This window comes from Pseudomonas sp. GL-B-26 (assembly GCF_019947405.1).
GTDB lineage: Bacteria > Pseudomonadota > Gammaproteobacteria > Pseudomonadales > Pseudomonadaceae > Aquipseudomonas.
This window is the reverse complement of sequence record NZ_JAGYGJ010000001.1, coordinates 63,862-81,707: the sequence shown is the minus strand read 5'-3', so window position 1 is coordinate 81,707 and position 17,846 is coordinate 63,862. Positions and strand designations below refer to the sequence as shown.

General features: G+C 58.0%; 16 protein-coding genes. 14 read left to right on the top strand and 2 right to left on the bottom strand.

Annotated elements, in window-relative coordinates:
* Positions 1 to 45: 45 nt before the first annotated feature.
* From KGB23_RS00375 to KGB23_RS00335, 9 genes are all read left to right on the top strand, one after another.
* On the top strand, positions 46 to 1,380 hold the full coding sequence (locus tag KGB23_RS00375; protein WP_223429490.1) for an OprD family porin: 1,335 nt from the start codon (positions 46 to 48) through the stop codon (positions 1,378 to 1,380).
* Positions 1,381 to 1,734: 354 nt separating this feature from the next.
* Positions 1,735 to 3,096 carry an OprD family porin gene (locus tag KGB23_RS00370; protein WP_223429489.1) on the top strand — a complete coding sequence of 454 codons (1,362 nt, stop codon included), beginning with the start codon at positions 1,735 to 1,737 and terminating at the stop codon, positions 3,094 to 3,096.
* A 294-nt stretch (positions 3,097 to 3,390) separates the two neighbouring features.
* Positions 3,391 to 4,029: a peroxiredoxin gene (locus tag KGB23_RS00365; RefSeq protein ID WP_129440176.1), complete on the top strand. Its 639-nt coding sequence runs from the start codon at positions 3,391 to 3,393 to the stop codon at positions 4,027 to 4,029.
* A gap of 316 nt (positions 4,030 to 4,345) precedes the next feature.
* Positions 4,346 to 4,939 (top strand): NADPH-dependent FMN reductase, encoded by a 594-nt coding sequence (gene ssuE, locus KGB23_RS00360; protein WP_223429488.1) that lies wholly within the window; start codon positions 4,346 to 4,348, stop codon positions 4,937 to 4,939.
* A gap of 89 nt (positions 4,940 to 5,028) precedes the next feature.
* Positions 5,029 to 5,994, top strand: a complete 966-nt coding sequence (locus KGB23_RS00355) for a sulfonate ABC transporter substrate-binding protein (protein ID WP_223429487.1) — start codon at positions 5,029 to 5,031, stop codon at positions 5,992 to 5,994.
* 25 nt (positions 5,995 to 6,019) lie between these two features.
* Positions 6,020 to 7,168, top strand: a complete 1,149-nt coding sequence (ssuD, locus tag KGB23_RS00350) for an FMNH2-dependent alkanesulfonate monooxygenase (RefSeq protein ID WP_008026018.1) — start codon at positions 6,020 to 6,022, stop codon at positions 7,166 to 7,168.
* Positions 7,169 to 7,176: 8 nt separating this feature from the next.
* Entirely contained in the window at positions 7,177 to 7,959 is a 783-nt protein-coding gene (gene ssuC, locus KGB23_RS00345) for an aliphatic sulfonate ABC transporter permease SsuC (RefSeq protein WP_046045148.1), read from the top strand.
* Complete coding sequence (ssuB, locus tag KGB23_RS00340; RefSeq protein ID WP_223429486.1) at positions 7,956 to 8,762, top strand: aliphatic sulfonates ABC transporter ATP-binding protein; 807 nt, start codon at positions 7,956 to 7,958, stop codon at positions 8,760 to 8,762. Before ssuC ends, ssuB begins: the two co-directional genes overlap by 4 nt.
* 33 nt (positions 8,763 to 8,795) lie before the next feature.
* Positions 8,796 to 9,011: a molybdopterin-binding protein gene (locus KGB23_RS00335; RefSeq protein WP_003229256.1), complete on the top strand. Its 216-nt coding sequence runs from the start codon at positions 8,796 to 8,798 to the stop codon at positions 9,009 to 9,011.
* Positions 9,012 to 9,127: 116 nt separating this feature from the next.
* On the opposite strand, the gene KGB23_RS00330 is transcribed toward KGB23_RS00335, so the two are convergent.
* Together KGB23_RS00330 and KGB23_RS00325 are read right to left on the bottom strand one after the other, a co-directional pair.
* On the bottom strand, positions 9,128 to 9,760 hold the full coding sequence (locus KGB23_RS00330) for a TetR/AcrR family transcriptional regulator (RefSeq protein ID WP_223429485.1): 633 nt from the start codon (positions 9,758 to 9,760) through the stop codon (positions 9,128 to 9,130).
* A 260-nt stretch (positions 9,761 to 10,020) separates the two neighbouring features.
* Positions 10,021 to 11,397: a glutamine synthetase family protein gene (locus KGB23_RS00325; protein WP_008150449.1), complete on the bottom strand. Its 1,377-nt coding sequence runs from the start codon at positions 11,395 to 11,397 to the stop codon at positions 10,021 to 10,023.
* Positions 11,398 to 11,675: 278 nt separating this feature from the next.
* Between KGB23_RS00325 and KGB23_RS00320 the strand changes: the two genes are divergently transcribed.
* The 5 genes from KGB23_RS00320 to KGB23_RS00300 all read left to right on the top strand — a co-directional run bounded on the left by KGB23_RS00320 (position 11,676) and on the right by KGB23_RS00300 (position 17,816).
* The gene (locus KGB23_RS00320) at positions 11,676 to 12,452 is read left to right on the top strand and encodes a gamma-glutamyl-gamma-aminobutyrate hydrolase family protein (protein WP_223429484.1); all 777 of its coding nucleotides are present in this window, start codon (positions 11,676 to 11,678) and stop codon (positions 12,450 to 12,452) included.
* Between the two features lie 37 nt (positions 12,453 to 12,489).
* A complete protein-coding gene (locus tag KGB23_RS00315; protein WP_111448383.1) occupies positions 12,490 to 13,848 on the top strand; it encodes a glutamine synthetase family protein in 1,359 nt (452 codons plus the stop codon).
* Between the two features lie 60 nt (positions 13,849 to 13,908).
* Positions 13,909 to 15,273, top strand: a complete 1,365-nt coding sequence (locus KGB23_RS00310; protein WP_223429483.1) for an aspartate aminotransferase family protein — start codon at positions 13,909 to 13,911, stop codon at positions 15,271 to 15,273.
* A 181-nt stretch (positions 15,274 to 15,454) separates the two neighbouring features.
* Positions 15,455 to 16,552 carry a polyamine ABC transporter substrate-binding protein gene (locus KGB23_RS00305; RefSeq protein ID WP_223429612.1) on the top strand — a complete coding sequence of 366 codons (1,098 nt, stop codon included), beginning with the start codon at positions 15,455 to 15,457 and terminating at the stop codon, positions 16,550 to 16,552.
* Positions 16,553 to 16,718: 166 nt separating this feature from the next.
* Positions 16,719 to 17,816, top strand: a complete 1,098-nt coding sequence (locus KGB23_RS00300; RefSeq protein WP_150659055.1) for a polyamine ABC transporter substrate-binding protein — start codon at positions 16,719 to 16,721, stop codon at positions 17,814 to 17,816.
* Positions 17,817 to 17,846 lie beyond the last annotated feature (30 nt).

Here is a 17,846-nt window from a genome sequence, read left to right as displayed (position 1 = left end):
CCCAGGGCCAGGAACACAAGAATTAGAAACGAGAGGAGTGAAACAATGAACAAGTCCACCTTGGCTCTGGGTGTAGCCGTGGCCGTCGGGGTTTTGGCGCAGCAGGCAGGCGCCGCGGGTTTCCTGGAAGACAGCAAAGCTTCCGTCAGTTCCCGCACTATGTATTTCAACAACGATAACCGTGACGGCGGTGCCGATCAGAAAGAGACCGCTGAAGGCCTCAAATTTGATTATCTGTCCGGTTTCACCCAAGGTACTGTCGGCTTCGGTATCGACGCTCAAGCACTGGTCGGTATCCATCTGGACGGCGGCAAGGGGCATCACCCGTACCCGAGCTCATTCTTCCCAAGCGACTCCGATGGTTCGGCGGCGAGTGAGTGGAGCCGCGCGGCAGCTAACGTAAAGGCACGCTTCTCCAAGACCGAGGCCCACTTGGGCGGCGCGTTGCAACCGAACATGCCGATTCTGGTCGCGAACGACAGCCGTGTGCTGCCACAGACCTTTGAGGGTGGCACGATCTCCTCGAAGGAAATCGACAACGTTACCTTCAACGTTGGTCAGTTGGAGCACGCGGCAGGTCGCGCCTCTTCCAACAGCACCGGTCTGGCCGTGGCTGGTGGTACCGAGGAGAGCAACCAGTTCCGTTACGCCGGTGCCGACTGGAAGGTCACCAAAGACCTGACTCTGCAGTACTACCATGCGAATCTGAAGGACTACTACAAACAGGACTTCCTGGGTCTGGTACATGTCTGGCCGATTGGTACCAATCAGTCCTTCAAGACGGACCTGCGCTACTTCGATAGCGGTTCCGATGGCAAGAACGGCGATGCGGGCTATCAGTTCAACAACAACGGTGGTTACGCCAAGACCCCGGGTGAGGTCGACAACAAGACCTGGAGCGCAATGTTCACCTACACCCTGGGTGGCAACGCGTTCCTGCTGGGTCATCAACGCGTCAATGATGACGGCGGTTTCGTCTACCTGAACCAGGGTAGCGTTGTGAATGACAACCGTCGCAGCGAAGAAGCGGGTGGTGCGAGCTTCTACCTGTTCACCGATTCCATGATCAACGGCTTTGTCCGGGCCGGTGAAAACACCACGTTCGGTCAGTACTCCTACGACTTCGCTGCGTTGGGTGTGCCAGGTCTGAAAGCCTCGGCCGCCTACCTGTATGGCGATAACATCAAGGCCAAAAACGGTACGAGCCCTGATCAGTCCGAGTGGGAACGCGACCTGCGTGTGGACTACACCATCCAGCAAGGCGTACTCAAAGGCTTCGGCACAACACTGCGTCATGGCACTTACCGTGGTAGCGATACCGGTATCGCCAGCCAGGACCAGACCCGTCTGATCTTCAACTACACCTACAGCTTCTTGTAATAGCTGTCAGAAAAAGCCTCGCCTGCCGGCGAGGTTTTTTTTGTGTTTTTCTTAATATTCCAAAAAGAGCTTATATAGTAATTTTTTATTCTTTTTAGCTTTTAAGACAAACGCCTAAAGTGGGTGGCTTAAGAGCCGATACCTTGTGTCCCGACTCAGAGTAATAACGCGAAGCTATATTCCTGAATGGCATGAAAAATGATGAAATAATTCTTTTTGTGTTTATCATGCGGGCCAAAATCACAGGGGTCAGGCCATTGCCGTCGTTACACGGTCTGGCACTCACCGCGCATTTCAGGATCCAGGGCATTCGACCCAGGACCTCAAAAATTAGAAACGATAGGAGCGAAACAAATGAACAAGTCCACCTTGGCCCTGGCTGTGGCCGTAGGGGTTTTGGCGCAGCAGGCAGGCGCCGCCGGTTTCATCGAAGACAGCAAAGCTACTTTGGGGCTGCGTAACTTCTACATCAACACGGATTACCGTGACGGCACTGCCGATCCAAGCAGAAACGAAGAGTGGGGCCAAGGCTTCGATCTGCGCTTCACTTCCGGTTATACCCAAGGCACTGTCGGCTTCGGTATCGACGCCATCGGCCTGCTGGGTGTACGTCTGGATTCGGGCGGCGGCACTAATGGCAACGTTACCGCCAATGGCTCCCCTGGTCCCGCTTATGGCGGCACTGTTTTCCCAAGCGAGTCCAACGGCCAAGCGGTGGATAACTTCTCCAGCCTGGGCCTGACTGCCAAAGCCAAGATCTCCCAGACTGAACTGAAGCTGGGTACCCTGCAGCCGAAGAACCCGGTAATCGTGACCAACGACGGTCGTCTGCTGCCACAAACCTTCCAGGGTGGCCAGATCACTTCGGGCGAGATCAAGGACCTTACACTGGTCGGTGGTCAGATCGAGCACGCCAAGGGCCGTAACTCCAGCAACAACGAAGAGTTGTCGATTGCTGGTGCGAACACGCGCGGTACTAGCTTCCGTGACAGCAACAAGTTCATCTACGGTGGCGGTGACTACAAAATCACCAAAGACCTGACTGCCCAGTACTACTACGGCAACCTGGAAGATTTCTACAAGCAGCACTTCCTGGGTCTGGTTCACAACTGGGCAATCGGCCCGGGCGTTCTGAAATCCGACCTGCGCTACTTCAACAGCCGGGATGACGGTGCCAACGGTCACGACGCCAACTACTTCACCTCTGGCAACTACAATGCGCCAAACGGTAAAGGCAAGGTCGACAACAACCTGTATAGCGGCCTGTTCCTGTATACCGTTGCCGGCCACACCTTCGGCGGCGGCTATCAGGTCAGCAACGGTAGCAGCGACTTCCCTTACTTGAACCAGGGTGACGGCGCTTCGGCTTACCTGACTACCGACATGCAGATCCAGAAGTTCGCCCGTGCCGGCGAGCGCACTTGGCAAGCACGCTACTCGTATGACTTTGCCAAGGTCGGTGTACCAGGTCTGACGGCCGGTCTGATCTACCTGAAAGGTGATGACATTGATACCGTCAACGCTCGCGGTGGCGAGTTGGCTAACGGTGCTTCCGAGTGGGAACGCGACCTGACTCTGGGTTACGTCGTACCAGAAGGCCCGCTGAAAAACCTTGGTGTCATGTGGAAAAACGCTATGTGGCGTACCGACCTGCCGAGCACTCGTTCGCAGGACGAAAACCGCCTGATCGTCAGCTACTCGATCCCGCTGCTGTAATAGCGCTCGCGTAACCGCTGAAAAAAAGCCCCGCCCGGCATCTCGCCGGGCGGGGCTTTTGCGTTTTCAAGTCAGGCTCACCCCCGTAAACCCTCCTCGAAATTTCCCTCTTTGTGCAGCAACTCAAGGCCTTCTCGAACCTTGTGAGCGATAGTCCTCCCGATCATCGCCGAGGTCCAATGAACACATTTTTAATATTCAATTACGATCTAAGTAAATCGATATCTATTCTTTTTAATGAATAAGAAATGCAGGCACAGTTGACCTCAACAAGCACTCACCAGGAGCAGCACCATGAGCCTCAGACTGGGCGATATCGCCCCCGACTTTGAACAGGATTCCAGCGCCGGCACCCTCCGTTTCCACGAATGGCTGGGCGATAGCTGGGGCGTGCTGTTTTCCCACCCGGCGGACTTCACCCCGGTGTGCACCACCGAGTTGGGCTTCACTGCCAAGCTCAAGGACGAGTTTGCGCAGCGCGGCGTGAAAGCCATCGCCTTGTCGGTTGATCCGGTGGACTCGCACCACAAGTGGATCGAAGACATCAACGAAACCCAGAACACCCTCGTCAACTTCCCCATCCTCGCCGACGCCGACCGCAAGGTCTCGGACCTCTACGACCTGATCCATCCCAATGCCAACGACACCCTGACCGTGCGTTCGCTGTTCGTGATCGACCCGAACAAAAAGGTTCGGCTGACCATCACCTACCCGGCGAGCACCGGCCGTAACTTCCATGAAATTCTGCGCGTGATCGATTCGCTGCAACTTACCGACAACTACAAGGTGGCCACCCCGGCCAACTGGCAGGACGGTGATGAAGTAGTGATCGTGCCGTCGCTCAAGGACGAAGACGAAATCAAGAAGCGCTTTCCCAAGGGCTATCGCGCGGTGAAACCGTACCTGCGCCTGACGCCGCAACCGAATCGCTAAGTCATCAACATTTACGGTGTGGCTGATGCCGCCATCGCGAGCAGGCTCACTCCTACAGGGGGAGTGCATCTCAAATGTAGGAGTGAGCCTGCTCGCGATGGCGTAAGTCCGACCACTACAGAACCACGATGCAGGGGATTTCAGGCCGTTTCGACGGCCTTTTTTTTCGCCCGGAAAAGGCAATTGCATATCTCTAAAACGCATAAACAAATGAATAAATATGATTTATAGATATAACAATCACCTGTTAAGGTCACTTCCATCAAGGCGAGATCGCAAACTGCGAATCGCCAACACCGTTCAAGGAATCGTCTGAATGCTGGTCGTCTCACTCGGTGGCAGTCCCAGCCAACGCTCCCGTTCCGGGGTGCTGCTGGAGCGCTCCCAACGCTGGTTGCAGGAGCAAGGTGTAGAAGTGGTGAGTTACCAGGTGCGGGACTTCCCGGCCGAAGACTTGCTGCATGCACGCTTCGACAGCCCGAAGGTGATCGACCTGCTGCAACAGATTGAAAACGCCGATGGCCTGCTGATCGCAACGCCGGTCTACAAAGCGTCGTTCTCCGGCGCATTGAAAACCGTGCTGGACCTGCTGCCCGAGCGTGCCCTGGCCCACAAGGTGGTTTTGCCAATGGCCACCGGCGGCAGCATCGCCCACATGCTGGCGGTGGATTACGCGCTCAAGCCAGTGTTGTCGGCGTTGAAAGCCCAGGAAATGCTCCACGGGATTTTCGCCGTAGACAGCCAGATTGCTTACGGCGAAGGCAGCGTCCAGGCGCAGTTGGCACCGGAGCTGGAAGAAAGGCTAAATGAATCACTGGAGCTGTTTTTCAGCGCCATGGCCCGACGGTCCAAGCCGATCGATCCGAACCTGTTGAATGAACGTTTGTTGAGTGCTCGCTGGAGCATTTAAGCCTTACCCCAATTTGAAGTACTCACCTTACTCAGCCGCCAACGGCCAAGCAGGTGCAGCCAAAACCCAACTGCAAAAAGGAGAGCGCCATGCGCACTGTCATTTTGCGTCGTGGTCTGGTCGCTCTGTTTGCTGCGGCTGTGTCCTTCGGCGTTATTTCTCAAGTACAAGCCGAGACGTTGCGAATCGGCTATCAAAAATACGGCACCCTGGTGCTGCTCAAAGCCAAAGGCACACTCGAAAAACGCCTCGCCGCCCAAGGCGTGGACGTGCAATGGACTGAATTCCCCGGCGGCCCGCAACTGCTCGAAGGCCTGAACGTCGGCTCCATCGACTTCGGCGTTACGGGTGAAACGCCACCGGTATTCGCTCAAGCAGCCGGCGCCGATCTGCTCTACGTCGCCTACGAACCACCAGCGCCACACAGCGAAGCGATCCTGGTGCCGAAGGACTCGGCGATCAAATCGGTGCAGGACCTCAAGGGCAAGAAAGTCGTCCTGAACAAAGGCTCCAACGTGCACTACCTGTTGGTCCGCGCACTGGAAGATGCCGGCCTCAAATACACCGACATCCAGACCGTATTCCTGCCGCCGGCCGATGCCCGCGCTGCGTTCGAACGTGGCAGCGTCGATGCCTGGGTGATCTGGGACCCGTACCAGGCCGCCGCCGAACAACAGCTGCAGGCACGCACCCTGCGCGATGGCCAAGGCATCGTCGACAACCATCAGTTCTACCTCGCTACCAAGCCTTATGCGCAGAAAAATCCGGAGGTGATCAAGACTCTGGTGGAAGAAGTGCGCGCCGTGGGCGAATGGTCCAAGGCCAATCCTGAAGACGTGACCAAACAAGTCTCGCCACTGATTGGCCTGCCAGCGGACATCACCCTGACCTCGATGAAACGCCAGGGCTACGGTGCGCTGTTCCTCACGCCTGAAGTGGTCGCCGCGCAACAGAAAATTGCTGACACCTTCTATCAGCTCAAGCTGATTCCAAAGCCGCTGAGCATCAAAGACGTGATCTGGACGCCACCGGCGGCCGTTGCCCAAGCGCAGTAATTTGATTTCCTAAGGAGTCCACTCCATGAGCCTCAATATCTTCTGGTTCCTGCCTACCCACGGCGACGGCCATTACCTTGGCACCGCCGAAGGCGCTCGCGCCGTCGACCACGGTTATCTGCAACAAGTCGCGCAAGCGGCGGATCGTCTGGGCTTCGGCGGGGTGCTGATTCCTACGGGTCGCTCTTGCGAAGACTCGTGGCTGGTGGCCGCGTCGCTGATCCCGGTGACCCAGCGTTTGAAATTCCTCGTCGCCCTGCGCCCCGGGATCATTTCCCCGACGGTGGCAGCGCGTCAGGCCGCGACGCTGGATCGCCTGTCCGGCGGCCGTGCGTTGTTCAACCTGGTAACCGGCGGTGATCCGGAAGAATTGGCCGGCGACGGTTTGTTCCTGACCCACGAAGAGCGCTATCAAGCCTCGGTGGAATTCACCCGCATCTGGCGCCGCGTGCTGGAAGGCGAAACCGTCGATTACGACGGTCAGCACATCAGCGTGAAGGGCGCGAAGTTGCTCTACCCGCCGATTCAGCAACCGCGTCCGCCCCTGTACTTCGGCGGTTCTTCGGAAGCGGCGCAAGACCTCGCGGCAGAGCAGGTCGAAATGGTCCTGACCTGGGGCGAACCACCGGCCGCGGTTGCGGAAAAAATCGAACAGGTTCGAGCCAAAGCGGCAAAGCTCGGTCGCACCGTGCGCTTCGGCATTCGCTTGCATGTGATCGTTCGTGAAACCAATGCCGAAGCCTGGCAAGCGGCGGATCGGCTGATCTCTCATCTGGACGACGACACCATCGCTCGCGCCCAGGCTTCTCTGGCGCGCTTCGACTCGGTCGGTCAGCAACGCATGGCCGCGCTGCATGGCGGCAGCCGCGACAACCTGGAAGTCAGCCCCAATCTGTGGGCCGGCGTCGGCCTGGTGCGTGGCGGTGCCGGTACAGCATTAGTGGGCGACGGTCCGACCGTGGCCGCTCGCGTGAAGGAATACGCGGACCTGGGCATCGACACGTTCATCTTCTCCGGTTATCCACACCTGGAAGAGTCTTACCGCGTCGCCGAATTGCTGTTCCCGCACCTCGATATCGAACGTCCGGAACTGCCGAAAAGCGCCGGTTACGTCAGCCCGTTTGGTGAGATGGTCGCCAACGACATCCTTCCCAAAGCCGCGTCGCAGAGCTGAGGCGCGCCATGAAGAAAATTATCCACAGCCTCGCGCCCTGGGCGTTACCTGTTTTGCTGCTGGCGGTGTGGCAGTTGTCGGTGTCGGCGGGCTGGTTGTCGACACGGATTCTGCCGGCGCCGATCGCGGTCATCGAAGCCGGCGTCAGCCTGGTTCGCAGCGGCGAAATCTGGACGCACCTGGCGATCAGCGGCTGGCGTGCAGCGCTGGGCTTCGCCATCGGCGGCAGCATCGGTCTGACCCTGGGTTTCATCACCGGCTTGTCGAAATGGGGCGAACGCCTGCTCGACAGTTCGGTGCAGATGATCCGTAACGTGCCGCACCTGGCGCTGATTCCACTGGTGATCCTGTGGTTTGGCATCGATGAGTCGGCGAAGATTTTCCTGGTGGCGTTGGGCACGTTGTTCCCGATCTACCTCAACACCTATCACGGCATCCGCAACGTCGATCCGGCGCTGGTGGAAATGTCCCGCAGTTATGGCTTGTCCGGTTTCAGCCTGTTCCGTCAGGTGATTCTGCCGGGAGCGCTGCCTTCGATTTTGGTCGGCGTGCGGTTCGCGCTGGGCTTCATGTGGCTGACGTTGATCGTCGCGGAAACCATTTCCGCCAGCTCCGGCATTGGCTACCTGGCAATGAATGCCCGGGAGTTCTTGCAGACCGACGTGGTGGTGCTGGCGATTCTCTTGTACGCCGTGCTCGGCAAACTCGCCGACCTCGCGGCCCGTGGACTTGAACGCGTGTGGTTGCGCTGGCACCCGGCCTATCAGGTTGTTAAAGGAGGTGCGGCATGACGGCTCAACAACCTCCACGCCTGCTGCGCGGGATTCCGCTGGCGGTACGCAAACTGCAAAAAACCTTCGGTGCGCGGCAGGTGCTGCGTGATATCGACCTGCACATCCCGGCCGGTCAGTTTGTCGCCGTGGTCGGTCGTAGCGGTTGCGGCAAAAGTACCTTGCTGCGCTTGCTCGCCGGTCTCGACAAACCCACGGGCGGTGAATTGCTGGCCGGTTCCGCGCCGCTGAGTGAGGCGCGGCAAGACACCCGATTGATGTTCCAGGAAGCACGCCTGCTGCCATGGAAAAAGGTCATCGACAACGTCGGCCTCGGGCTGAAGGGCAATTGGCGGCCACAAGCGCTGGAAGCCCTGGAGTCGGTCGGTCTGGCCGACCGCGCCAATGAATGGCCGGCCGCCTTGTCCGGCGGGCAAAAGCAACGTGTGGCCCTGGCCCGCGCGCTGATCCATCAACCGCGTTTGCTGTTGCTGGATGAACCGCTGGGCGCGCTGGATGCACTGACCCGAATTGAAATGCAGCAGCTGATCGAACGGCTCTGGCAGAAGCACGGTTTCACCGTGTTGCTGGTCACCCACGACGTCAGTGAAGCGGTGTCGATTGCCGATCGGGTGATCCTGATCGAAGAGGGCGAAGTCGGCCTCGACCTGCACGTTGAGCTGCCGCGCCCTCGGGTTCGTGGCTCCCATCGGCTGGCGGCGCTGGAAACCGAAGTCCTCAATCGCGTGCTGGCGTTGCCCGGCGAACCGCCGGCACCAGAACCTGTTTCACCATTGCCTACGCAATTGCGTTGGGCTCAATAACTCAAGCCTTATCCAACGACAGGAATCAACATCATGACGATCAAAGCCATCAACGTTCGTAACCAGTTCAAAGGCTCCATCAAGGAAATCGTACTCGGCGACGTGCTGTCCGAAATCGACGTGCAGACCGCTTCCGGCATCGTCACCTCGGTGATCACCACTCGTTCGGTGAAAGAGCTGGAGCTGGTGGTCGGCAGCGAAGTGATCGCGTTTGTGAAATCCACCGAGGTGTCGATCGCCAAGTTGTAAGCGCGTGCGCAAACAACGACCCCGAAGGGTGTAAGCCCTTCGGGGTTTTTTATGCGTGTTTTCCGGTAAATCAGCGGTGCGGCTATCGCGAGCAGGCCGGGATGGTCAGCGAATAATCAAACGGTGCGCTTGGGCAGGTACGGCGGCAAATACAGCCCAAGATAAGCATCAAACACCCGCATCCCTTCTTCAGCCATGCGTGGGGTGATCTGTCCGTGTTGTTGCACCGAGCGCGCATAGACGCGGTCGCCGAGCTCCATGGCCAGGGCAAACACATCGACATCGTTCGGCAGCGTCGGCAACTCGAAGTGATGATCGAAGAGTTTGTGCATCAGGTCGCCGAGTTCGATGTCGTGCTGACGGTCGGCCTGGGTGACTTCGGTCAACCCGTGCTGGGCAAGAATGAGCTGGCGGGCGGCGGCGTCTTCGCTGTAGATCGCGAGCATGCGTTGTTCCACCAGTCGCGACAGATCGCGCCAGCCGTTGAGGGCTTCGTGGTCGATGGGCGCTTGCAGGCAGGCACGGAACGCAGCATGGACATCGGCTGTCAGGGCTTCGAGCAGCGCCGGGACGCTGGCAAAGAAGTGGTAGACGGAGGAGGGCGGGATCTCTGCGCGTTCGGCGACGCTATAGATCGACAGACTGGCCACGCCCTCGGCAGCCAGCAGCGTGCGGGCGGCATCGAGTATTGAATCGATCCGGGCCTGGCTGCGAGCGCGGGGTTTGCGTGGGGTGGCGAGTCGGGTCATTGAAGTCTCCTGCGGGGCAGCGGGCATTGTACGCAGATCCATATAGCGACGATTACCCCTGTGGCGAGGGGATTTATCCCCGTTCGGCTGCGAAGCAGTCGCAAAACCTCTGTACGCGATACTCCTGACACACCGCAGCTGCAGACTTTGGGGCCGCTTCGCGACCCAACGGGGATAAATCCCCTCGCCACAAAGTTAGTGTTCGGACATAAAAACGCCGCATGCTGTGAGGCCTGCGGCGTTGTTTTTACTGCAACCGCTTACACGGTATGCAGGTACCAGTTGTACTCGAGGTCGGAGATGGAGTGTTCGAACTCCTCCAGCTCGCTCTCTTTACACGCGACGAAGATATCGATGTATTTCGGATCGATGTACTTGGCCATGACTTCGCTGTCGTCCAGCTCGCGCAATGCATCGCGCAGGTTGTTCGGCAGGCTTTGCTCGTTCTGCTCGTAGGAGTTGCCTTCCACGGGTGCGCCCGGCTCGATCTTGTTGGTCAGGCCGTGGTGCACGCCTGCCAGGACCGAAGCCATCAGCAGGTACGGGTTGGCATCGGCACCGGCAACACGGTGTTCCAGACGGACCGCGTCGGCGGAACCGGTTGGCACACGTACCGCAACAGTACGGTTGTCCAGACCCCAGCACGGTGCATTCGGCACGTAGAACTGTGCGCCGAAACGACGGTAGGAGTTGACGTTCGGGCAGAGGAAAGCCATCTGCGCCGGTAGGGTCTCGAGCACACCGCCGATCGCGTGACGCAGTGCGGCGTTCTGCTCGGGATCCTCACTGGCAAAAATGTTTTTGCCGTCTTTATCAAGAATCGAGATGTGGACGTGCAGACCGTTGCCCGCCTGGCCCGGGTAAGGCTTGGCCATGAAGGTGGTGTCCATTTCATGGTCGTAGGCGATGTTTTTGATCAGGCGCTTGAGCAGGACCGCGTAGTCGCAGGCCTTGATCGGGTCGGCAACGTGGTGCAGGTTCACTTCGAACTGCGCCGGGGCACTTTCCTTGACGATCGCGTCGGCAGGGATGCCTTGCTCTTTCGCACCTTCCAGAATGTCCTGGAGGCAGTCGACGTATTCGTCGAGGTCGTCGATCAGGTAAACCTGTGTCGAATGCGGGCGTTTGCCGGAGATCGGCGAGCGAGGCGGTTGTGGGCGACCGTTTACGTTCTCCTGGTCGATCAGGTAGAACTCCAGTTCGAACGCGGCGCAGATGGTCAGACCCATCTCGTCGAACTTGGCAACAACTTGACGCAGAACTTCACGGGGATCCGCGAAGAAAGGTTCACCTTCAAGTTCGTGCATGGTCATTAACAGTTGCGCGGTAGGGCGCTTCTGCCAAGGCTCATTGCACAGGGTGTCAGGGATTGGATAGCAGATTCGGTCAGCATCGCCGATGTCCAGGCCCAGGCCGGTGCTTTCCACCGTCGAGCCATTGATATCCAGAGCAAATAGAGAGGCCGGCAGGTTGATGCCTTTCTCGTAAACCTTGTGGAGGCTGGTGCGTTCAATGCGCTTGCCGCGCACCACACCATTCATATCCGCAATCAGAAGGTCAACGTACAGAACCTCAGGATGTTCCTTAAGGAACGCGTTCGCTTCGTTAAGCTGAACGGCACGCGGGGGTACCGACATGATGCAACACCTTTGTTGTTAAAAATATCAATCATTGATCTCTTCGGATTCCAGTCAACCCGAACGGCATGCCGAAGTCAAGCGAGGCCTTTTTTGCCCTAAAAAAGCACCCATTGGGCTTTTTTGAGGCACTTTGGGGCGTTTTTATGCCTTTGAGCGCTTTAGCGTCTGCGGGCTTGAGCGGGCCGTGTTGTATTTTTTACGGGGGTGTTGTGTAAAAAAATGAACAAGGCTAAGCTCGATTCAAACCCATAACACCAATAATACCGGGGTGCTTCATGTCTCGCCTGCCGTTAATCGGCGTCACCGCCTGCTCTAAGCAGATCGGTCTGCATGCTTATCACATCAGTGGCGACAAGTACGTCCGCGCCGTGGCCTCAGCGGCCAAGGGCCTGCCGGTGATTCTTCCGTCCCTGGCCGATTTGCTGGCACCGTCCGATATTCTGGACGGTCTGGATGGCATCCTCTTTACAGGCTCTCCTTCCAATATAGAACCGTTTCACTATAGCGGCCCAGCCAGCGCGCCGGGCACTGCTCATGATTCTGCACGCGATGCCACCACCCTCCCGTTGATCCGCGCCGCAGTCGAGGCCGGCATTCCCGTGCTCGGTATTTGCCGCGGCTTCCAGGAAATGAATGTGGCGTTCGGCGGCAGCCTGCATCAAAAAGTCCACGAAGCCGGTCCATTCATGGATCACCGTGAAGACGATAGCCTACCGCTTGAAGGACAGTATGCGCCAAGTCACCCGGTGCACATTCAACCGGGTGGTGTGCTTGCAGGTCTGGGCCTGGCGAGTGAGATACAGGTCAATTCGATTCATGGTCAGGGCATTGAACGTCTGGCGCCGGGCCTTTGCGTCGAGGCCTTGGCTCCCGACGGGTTGATCGAGGCTGTCTCGGTCCCGCAGGGCAAGGGTTTTGCTTTAGGAGTGCAATGGCATCCCGAATGGCAGGTAAGCTCAAACCCGGATTACCTTGCGATCTTCCAGGCATTTGGCGATGCCTGCCGTAAGCACGCATTACAACGCGACGCCGATGCGTCAAACAACGCCTGACTTATAAGAGTCAGGAAACTCAGCCTAAGAGGCATTTATGAGTAACAACCTCGACCAGCTCACCGATTGGTTGAAAGACCACAAGATCACAGAAGTCGAATGCATGATCGCCGACTTGACCGGGATCACCCGGGGCAAGATCTCGCCGACCAACAAGTTCATTGCCGAAAAAGGCATGCGCCTGCCCGAGAGCGTTCTGTTGCAGACCGTGACCGGCGACTATGTCGAAGACGACATCTATTACGAACTGCTCGACCCGGCCGACATCGACATGATCTGCCGCCCCGACCAGAACGCGGTATTCCTGGTGCCTTGGGCCATCGAGCCCACCGCTCAGGTGATCCACGACACCTACGACAAGCAAGGCAACCCGATCGAGCTGTCGCCGCGCAACGTGCTCAAAAAGGTGCTGAAACTCTATTCCGACAAGGGCTGGCAGCCGATTGTGGCGCCAGAAATGGAGTTCTACCTGACCAAACGCTGCGAAGACCCGGACTTCCCGCTGCAACCGCCGGTTGGCCGTTCCGGTCGCCCGGAAACCGGTCGCCAGTCGTTTTCTATTGAAGCGGCGAACGAATTCGATCCGCTGTTCGAAGACGTCTACGACTGGTGCGAATTGCAGGAGCTGGACCTCGACACGCTGATCCACGAGGACGGCACGGCGCAGATGGAAATCAACTTCCGTCACGGCGATGCCCTGTCCCTGGCCGACCAGATCCTGGTGTTCAAACGGACCATGCGCGAAGCCGCGCTCAAGCACGACGTGGCGGCGACGTTCATGGCCAAGCCCATGACCGGCGAGCCGGGCAGTGCGATGCACTTGCACCAGAGCATCATCGACATCGAGACCGGCAAGAACGTCTTCTCCAACGAAGACGGGACCATGAGCCAGTTGTTCCTGAATCACATCGGTGGTTTGCAGAAACTGATCCCCGAGCTGTTGCCGCTGTTCGCGCCTAACGTCAACTCGTTCCGCCGCTTCCTGCCGGACACTTCGGCACCGGTGAACGTGGAGTGGGGCGAAGAGAACCGCACCGTGGGCCTGCGGGTTCCGGATGCCGGGCCGCAAAACCGTCGGGTGGAAAACCGCCTGCCGGGCGCCGACGCCAACCCGTACCTGGCGATTGCCGCGAGCCTGCTCTGCGGTTACATCGGCATGGTCGAAGGCTTGAACCCGAGTGCGCCGGTGGTGGGTCGTGGCTATGAACGCCGCAACCTGCGCCTGCCACTGACCATCGAAGACGCGCTGGAACGCATGGAACACAGCGCGACCATCGAGAAATACCTGGGCAAGAAATTCATCACTGGCTACGTCGCGGTCAAGCGGGCCGAGCATGAAAACTTCAAGCGCGTGATCAGTTCGTGGGAGCGGGAATTCCTGCTCTTCGCCGTCTGATGCGCCGGGCGCCGCCGTTATTGGGCGGCGCTTTCACCTGATTTTTTTAAGGAGATTCGCATGACCAGCAACAACCCGAAAACCCGTGAATGGCAAACCCTGAGCAACGATCACCACCTGGCCCCGTTCAGCGACTTCAAGCAGCTGAAAGAGAAAGGCCCGCGGATCATCACCAACGCCAAGGGCGTTTACCTCTGGGACAGCGAAGGCAACAAGATCCTCGACGGCATGGCCGGCCTGTGGTGCGTGGCGATCGGTTACGGTCGCGATGAACTGGCCGATGCCGCCAGTAAACAAATGCGCGAATTGCCTTATTACAACCTGTTCTTCCAGACCGCTCACCCGCCGGTGCTGGAACTGGCCAAGGCCATCTCCGACATCGCGCCACAAGGCATGAACCACGTGTTCTTCACCGGTTCCGGCTCTGAAGGCAACGACACCATGCTGCGTATGGTTCGCCACTACTGGGCGATCAAGGGCCAGCCGAAGAAGAAAGTCATCATCAGCCGCAAAAACGGTTATCACGGTTCCACCGTGGCCGGCGCGAGCCTGGGCGGCATGACGTACATGCACGAACAAGGCGACTTGCCGATCCCGGGCATCGTCCACATCGCGCAGCCGTACTGGTTCGCTGAAGGCGGCGAGATGACACCGGAAGAGTTCGGTATCTGGGCGGCCAATCAGCTGGAAGAGAAGATTCTGGAAGTCGGCGTGGACAACGTCGGTGCCTTTATTGCCGAGCCGATCCAGGGTGCCGGCGGCGTGATCATTCCGCCAGACACCTACTGGCCGCGCATCAAGGAAATCCTCGCCAAGTACGACATCCTGTTCGTGGCGGACGAAGTGATCTGTGGTTTCGGCCGTACCGGTGAGTGGTTCGGTAGCGATTTCTACGACCTCAAGCCCGACATGATGACCATCGCCAAAGGCCTGACGTCCGGCTACATCCCGATGGGTGGCCTGATCGTGCGTGACGAAGTGGTGGCGGTGCTCAACGAAGGTGGCGATTTCAACCACGGCTTCACCTATTCCGGGCACCCGGTGGCCGCTGCGGTGGCACTGGAGAACATCCGCATCCTGCGCGAAGAAAAAATTATCGAGCGCGTTCATGCAGAAACGGCACCCTATTTGCAAAAGCGTCTACGGGAACTGAACGATCATCCCCTGGTGGGTGAAGTGCGTGGGGTGGGTCTGCTGGGGGCGATCGAGCTGGTGCAGGACAAGGCCACTCGCAAGCGTTACGAAGGCAAGGGCGCTGGCATGATTTGCCGCACGTTCTGCTTCGAGAACGGCCTGATCATGCGCGCCGTGGGCGACACCATGATCATTGCTCCGCCACTGGTGATTACACCGGCTGAAATCGATGAGTTGGTGACCAAGGCACGCAAGTGTCTGGACCTGACCCTGAGTGCATTGCAGGGCTAAGTGCTAGGCTCTGAGCGGGGTGCGAAGTTCGCATTTCGCTCAGCGCAAACAAAGGATGGGTCTTTCCTTGAAAGCCTGCCTTGGATCTTGCCAGACTACCGGTTGTTCGGGTGCCCGGGAAAGGCCGCTGAACACGTGGTTAAAAAGAAAAATTGGAGCATTACCCATGAAGGCATTAGGTATGAAGATAGCTGGCAAGACCCTCCTCGCCATGTCCCTGATGGGCGTGATGGCGGGCGCAGTTCAGGCGGACGACAAAGTTCTTCACGTGTACAACTGGTCCGATTACATCGCACCGGATACCGTCAAGAAGTTCGAAGCCGAGTCGGGGATCAAGGTTGTTTACGACGTATTCGACAGTAACGAAACCCTGGAAGCCAAGTTGCTGGCAGGCAAGTCCGGCTACGACATCGTCGTACCGTCGAACAACTTCCTGGCCAAGCAGATCAAGGCCGGCGTTTACCAGAAGCTCGACAAGTCCAAGCTGCCTAACTGGAAGAACCTGAACACTGACCTGCTTAAAGCAGTATCGGTGAGCGACCCGGGCAACGAACACGCTTTCCCGTACATGTGGGGTTCGATCGGTATCGGCTTCAACGCCGAGAAGGTCAAAGCTGCACTGGGGGCCGATGCGCCAACCAATTCCTGGGACCTGCTGTTCAAACCTGAAAACGCCGCCAAGTTGAAGTCGTGCGGTATCAGCTTCCTCGATTCGCCAACCGAGATGATTCCGGTGGCGTTGCACTACCTGGGCTATCCAACCGACAGCCAGGACAAAAAACAACTGGCCGAAGCCGAAGCACTGTTCCTGAAGATTCGTCCTTCGGTGGGCTACTTCCACTCGTCCAAGTACATCTCCGACCTGGCCAACGGCAACATCTGCGTGGCCGTGGGTTACTCGGGTGACATCTACCAGGCCAAGTCCCGCGCGGCTGAAGCCGGTGACAAGGTGAAGGTCAGCTACAACATTCCGAAAGAAGGTGCAGGTAGCTTCTACGACATGGTCGCCATCCCTAAAGATGCCGAAAACGTCGAAGGCGCCTACAAGTTCATGACCTTCCTGCAGAAGCCGGAAATCATGGCTGAGATCACCAACGCCGTACGCTTCCCGAACGGTAACGCGGCCGCCACCGCATTGGTCGATAAAGAAATCACCGCCGACCCAGGCATCTACCCGCCAGCGGACGTGCTGGCCAAGCTGTACGCGATTGCCGACTTGCCGGCCGCGACCCAGCGGATCATGACTCGCAGCTGGACCAAGATCAAATCCGGTAAGTAAGTAAAACCCTGTAGCAGCTGCCGCAGGCTGCTACAGGTATCTGCATAAAAGTTTTGCTGGAACGGTTTTTCGAGGGTAAGTTGCGCGCCGGTTTTGTTGCCAGGCAGCCATGGCTGTCATGTAACGCGGGGCAACTTGGGCCCAACTAATTTTAGAGGACCTCGACGTGCCTATTTTTTCTTTGTTGCGCAATGCACTGCTGGTCGGCGCCGGACTGACGCTTGCCGTTAGTGTCCAGGCCGCTGGCACTGTGCATATTTATAACTGGTCGGATTACATCGGCGAGACCACCCTGGCCGACTTCCAGAAAGAAACCGGCATCAAACCGGTGTATGACGTCTTCGATTCCAACGAAACCCTGGAAGGCAAGTTGCTGGCCGGGCGTACCGGTTATGACGTGGTCGTGCCGTCCAACCACTTCCTTGGCAAGCAGATCAAGGCCGGTGCGTTCCAGAAACTCGACAAGTCGAAGTTGCCGAACTACTCGAACCTCGACCCCGTATTGCTCAAGCGTCTGGAGCAGAACGATCCGGGCAACCTGTACGCCGTGCCGTACCTGTGGGGCACCAACGGCATCGGTTACAACGTCGACAAAATCAAGGCTGTGCTGGGCGTCGACAAGATCGATTCCTGGGCTGCGGTATTCGAACCGGAGAACATCAAGAAACTGCACAGCTGCGGCGTAGCGTTCCTCGACTCCGCTGATGAAATGATGCCCACCGTCCTCAATTACATGGGCCTCGATGCCAACAGCACCAACCCCGAAGATTACAAGAAGGCTGAAGCCAAGTTGCTGGCAGTGCGGCCTTACGTGACCTACTTCCACTCCTCCAAATACATCGCGGACCTGGCCAACGGCGACATTTGTATCGCCATCGGTTTCTCCGGCGACATGTTCCAGGCCCGCAATCGTGCGGCTGAAGCGAAGAAAGGCGTGAACATCGCCTACTCGATTCCGAAGGAAGGCGGTGCGCTGTGGTTCGACATGCTGGCGATTCCAAAAGACTCGGCCAACGTGAAAGAAGCGCACGCCTTCATCAACTATTTGCTGAAACCCGAGGTGATCGCCCAGGTCAGTGATTCCGTGGGTTACGCCAACCCTAACCCAGGGTCGGACACACTGATGGAACAGTCCATTCGCACCGACGAATCGGTTTATCCACCGCAAGCCGTTCTCGACAAGACTTACGTGTCTATCGAGTTACCACCAAACATTCAACGTTTGATGACCCGCAGCTGGACCAAGGTCAAGTCGGGTAAATAGCTACAAGGCTCAAACTATCCAAGGTTGGCT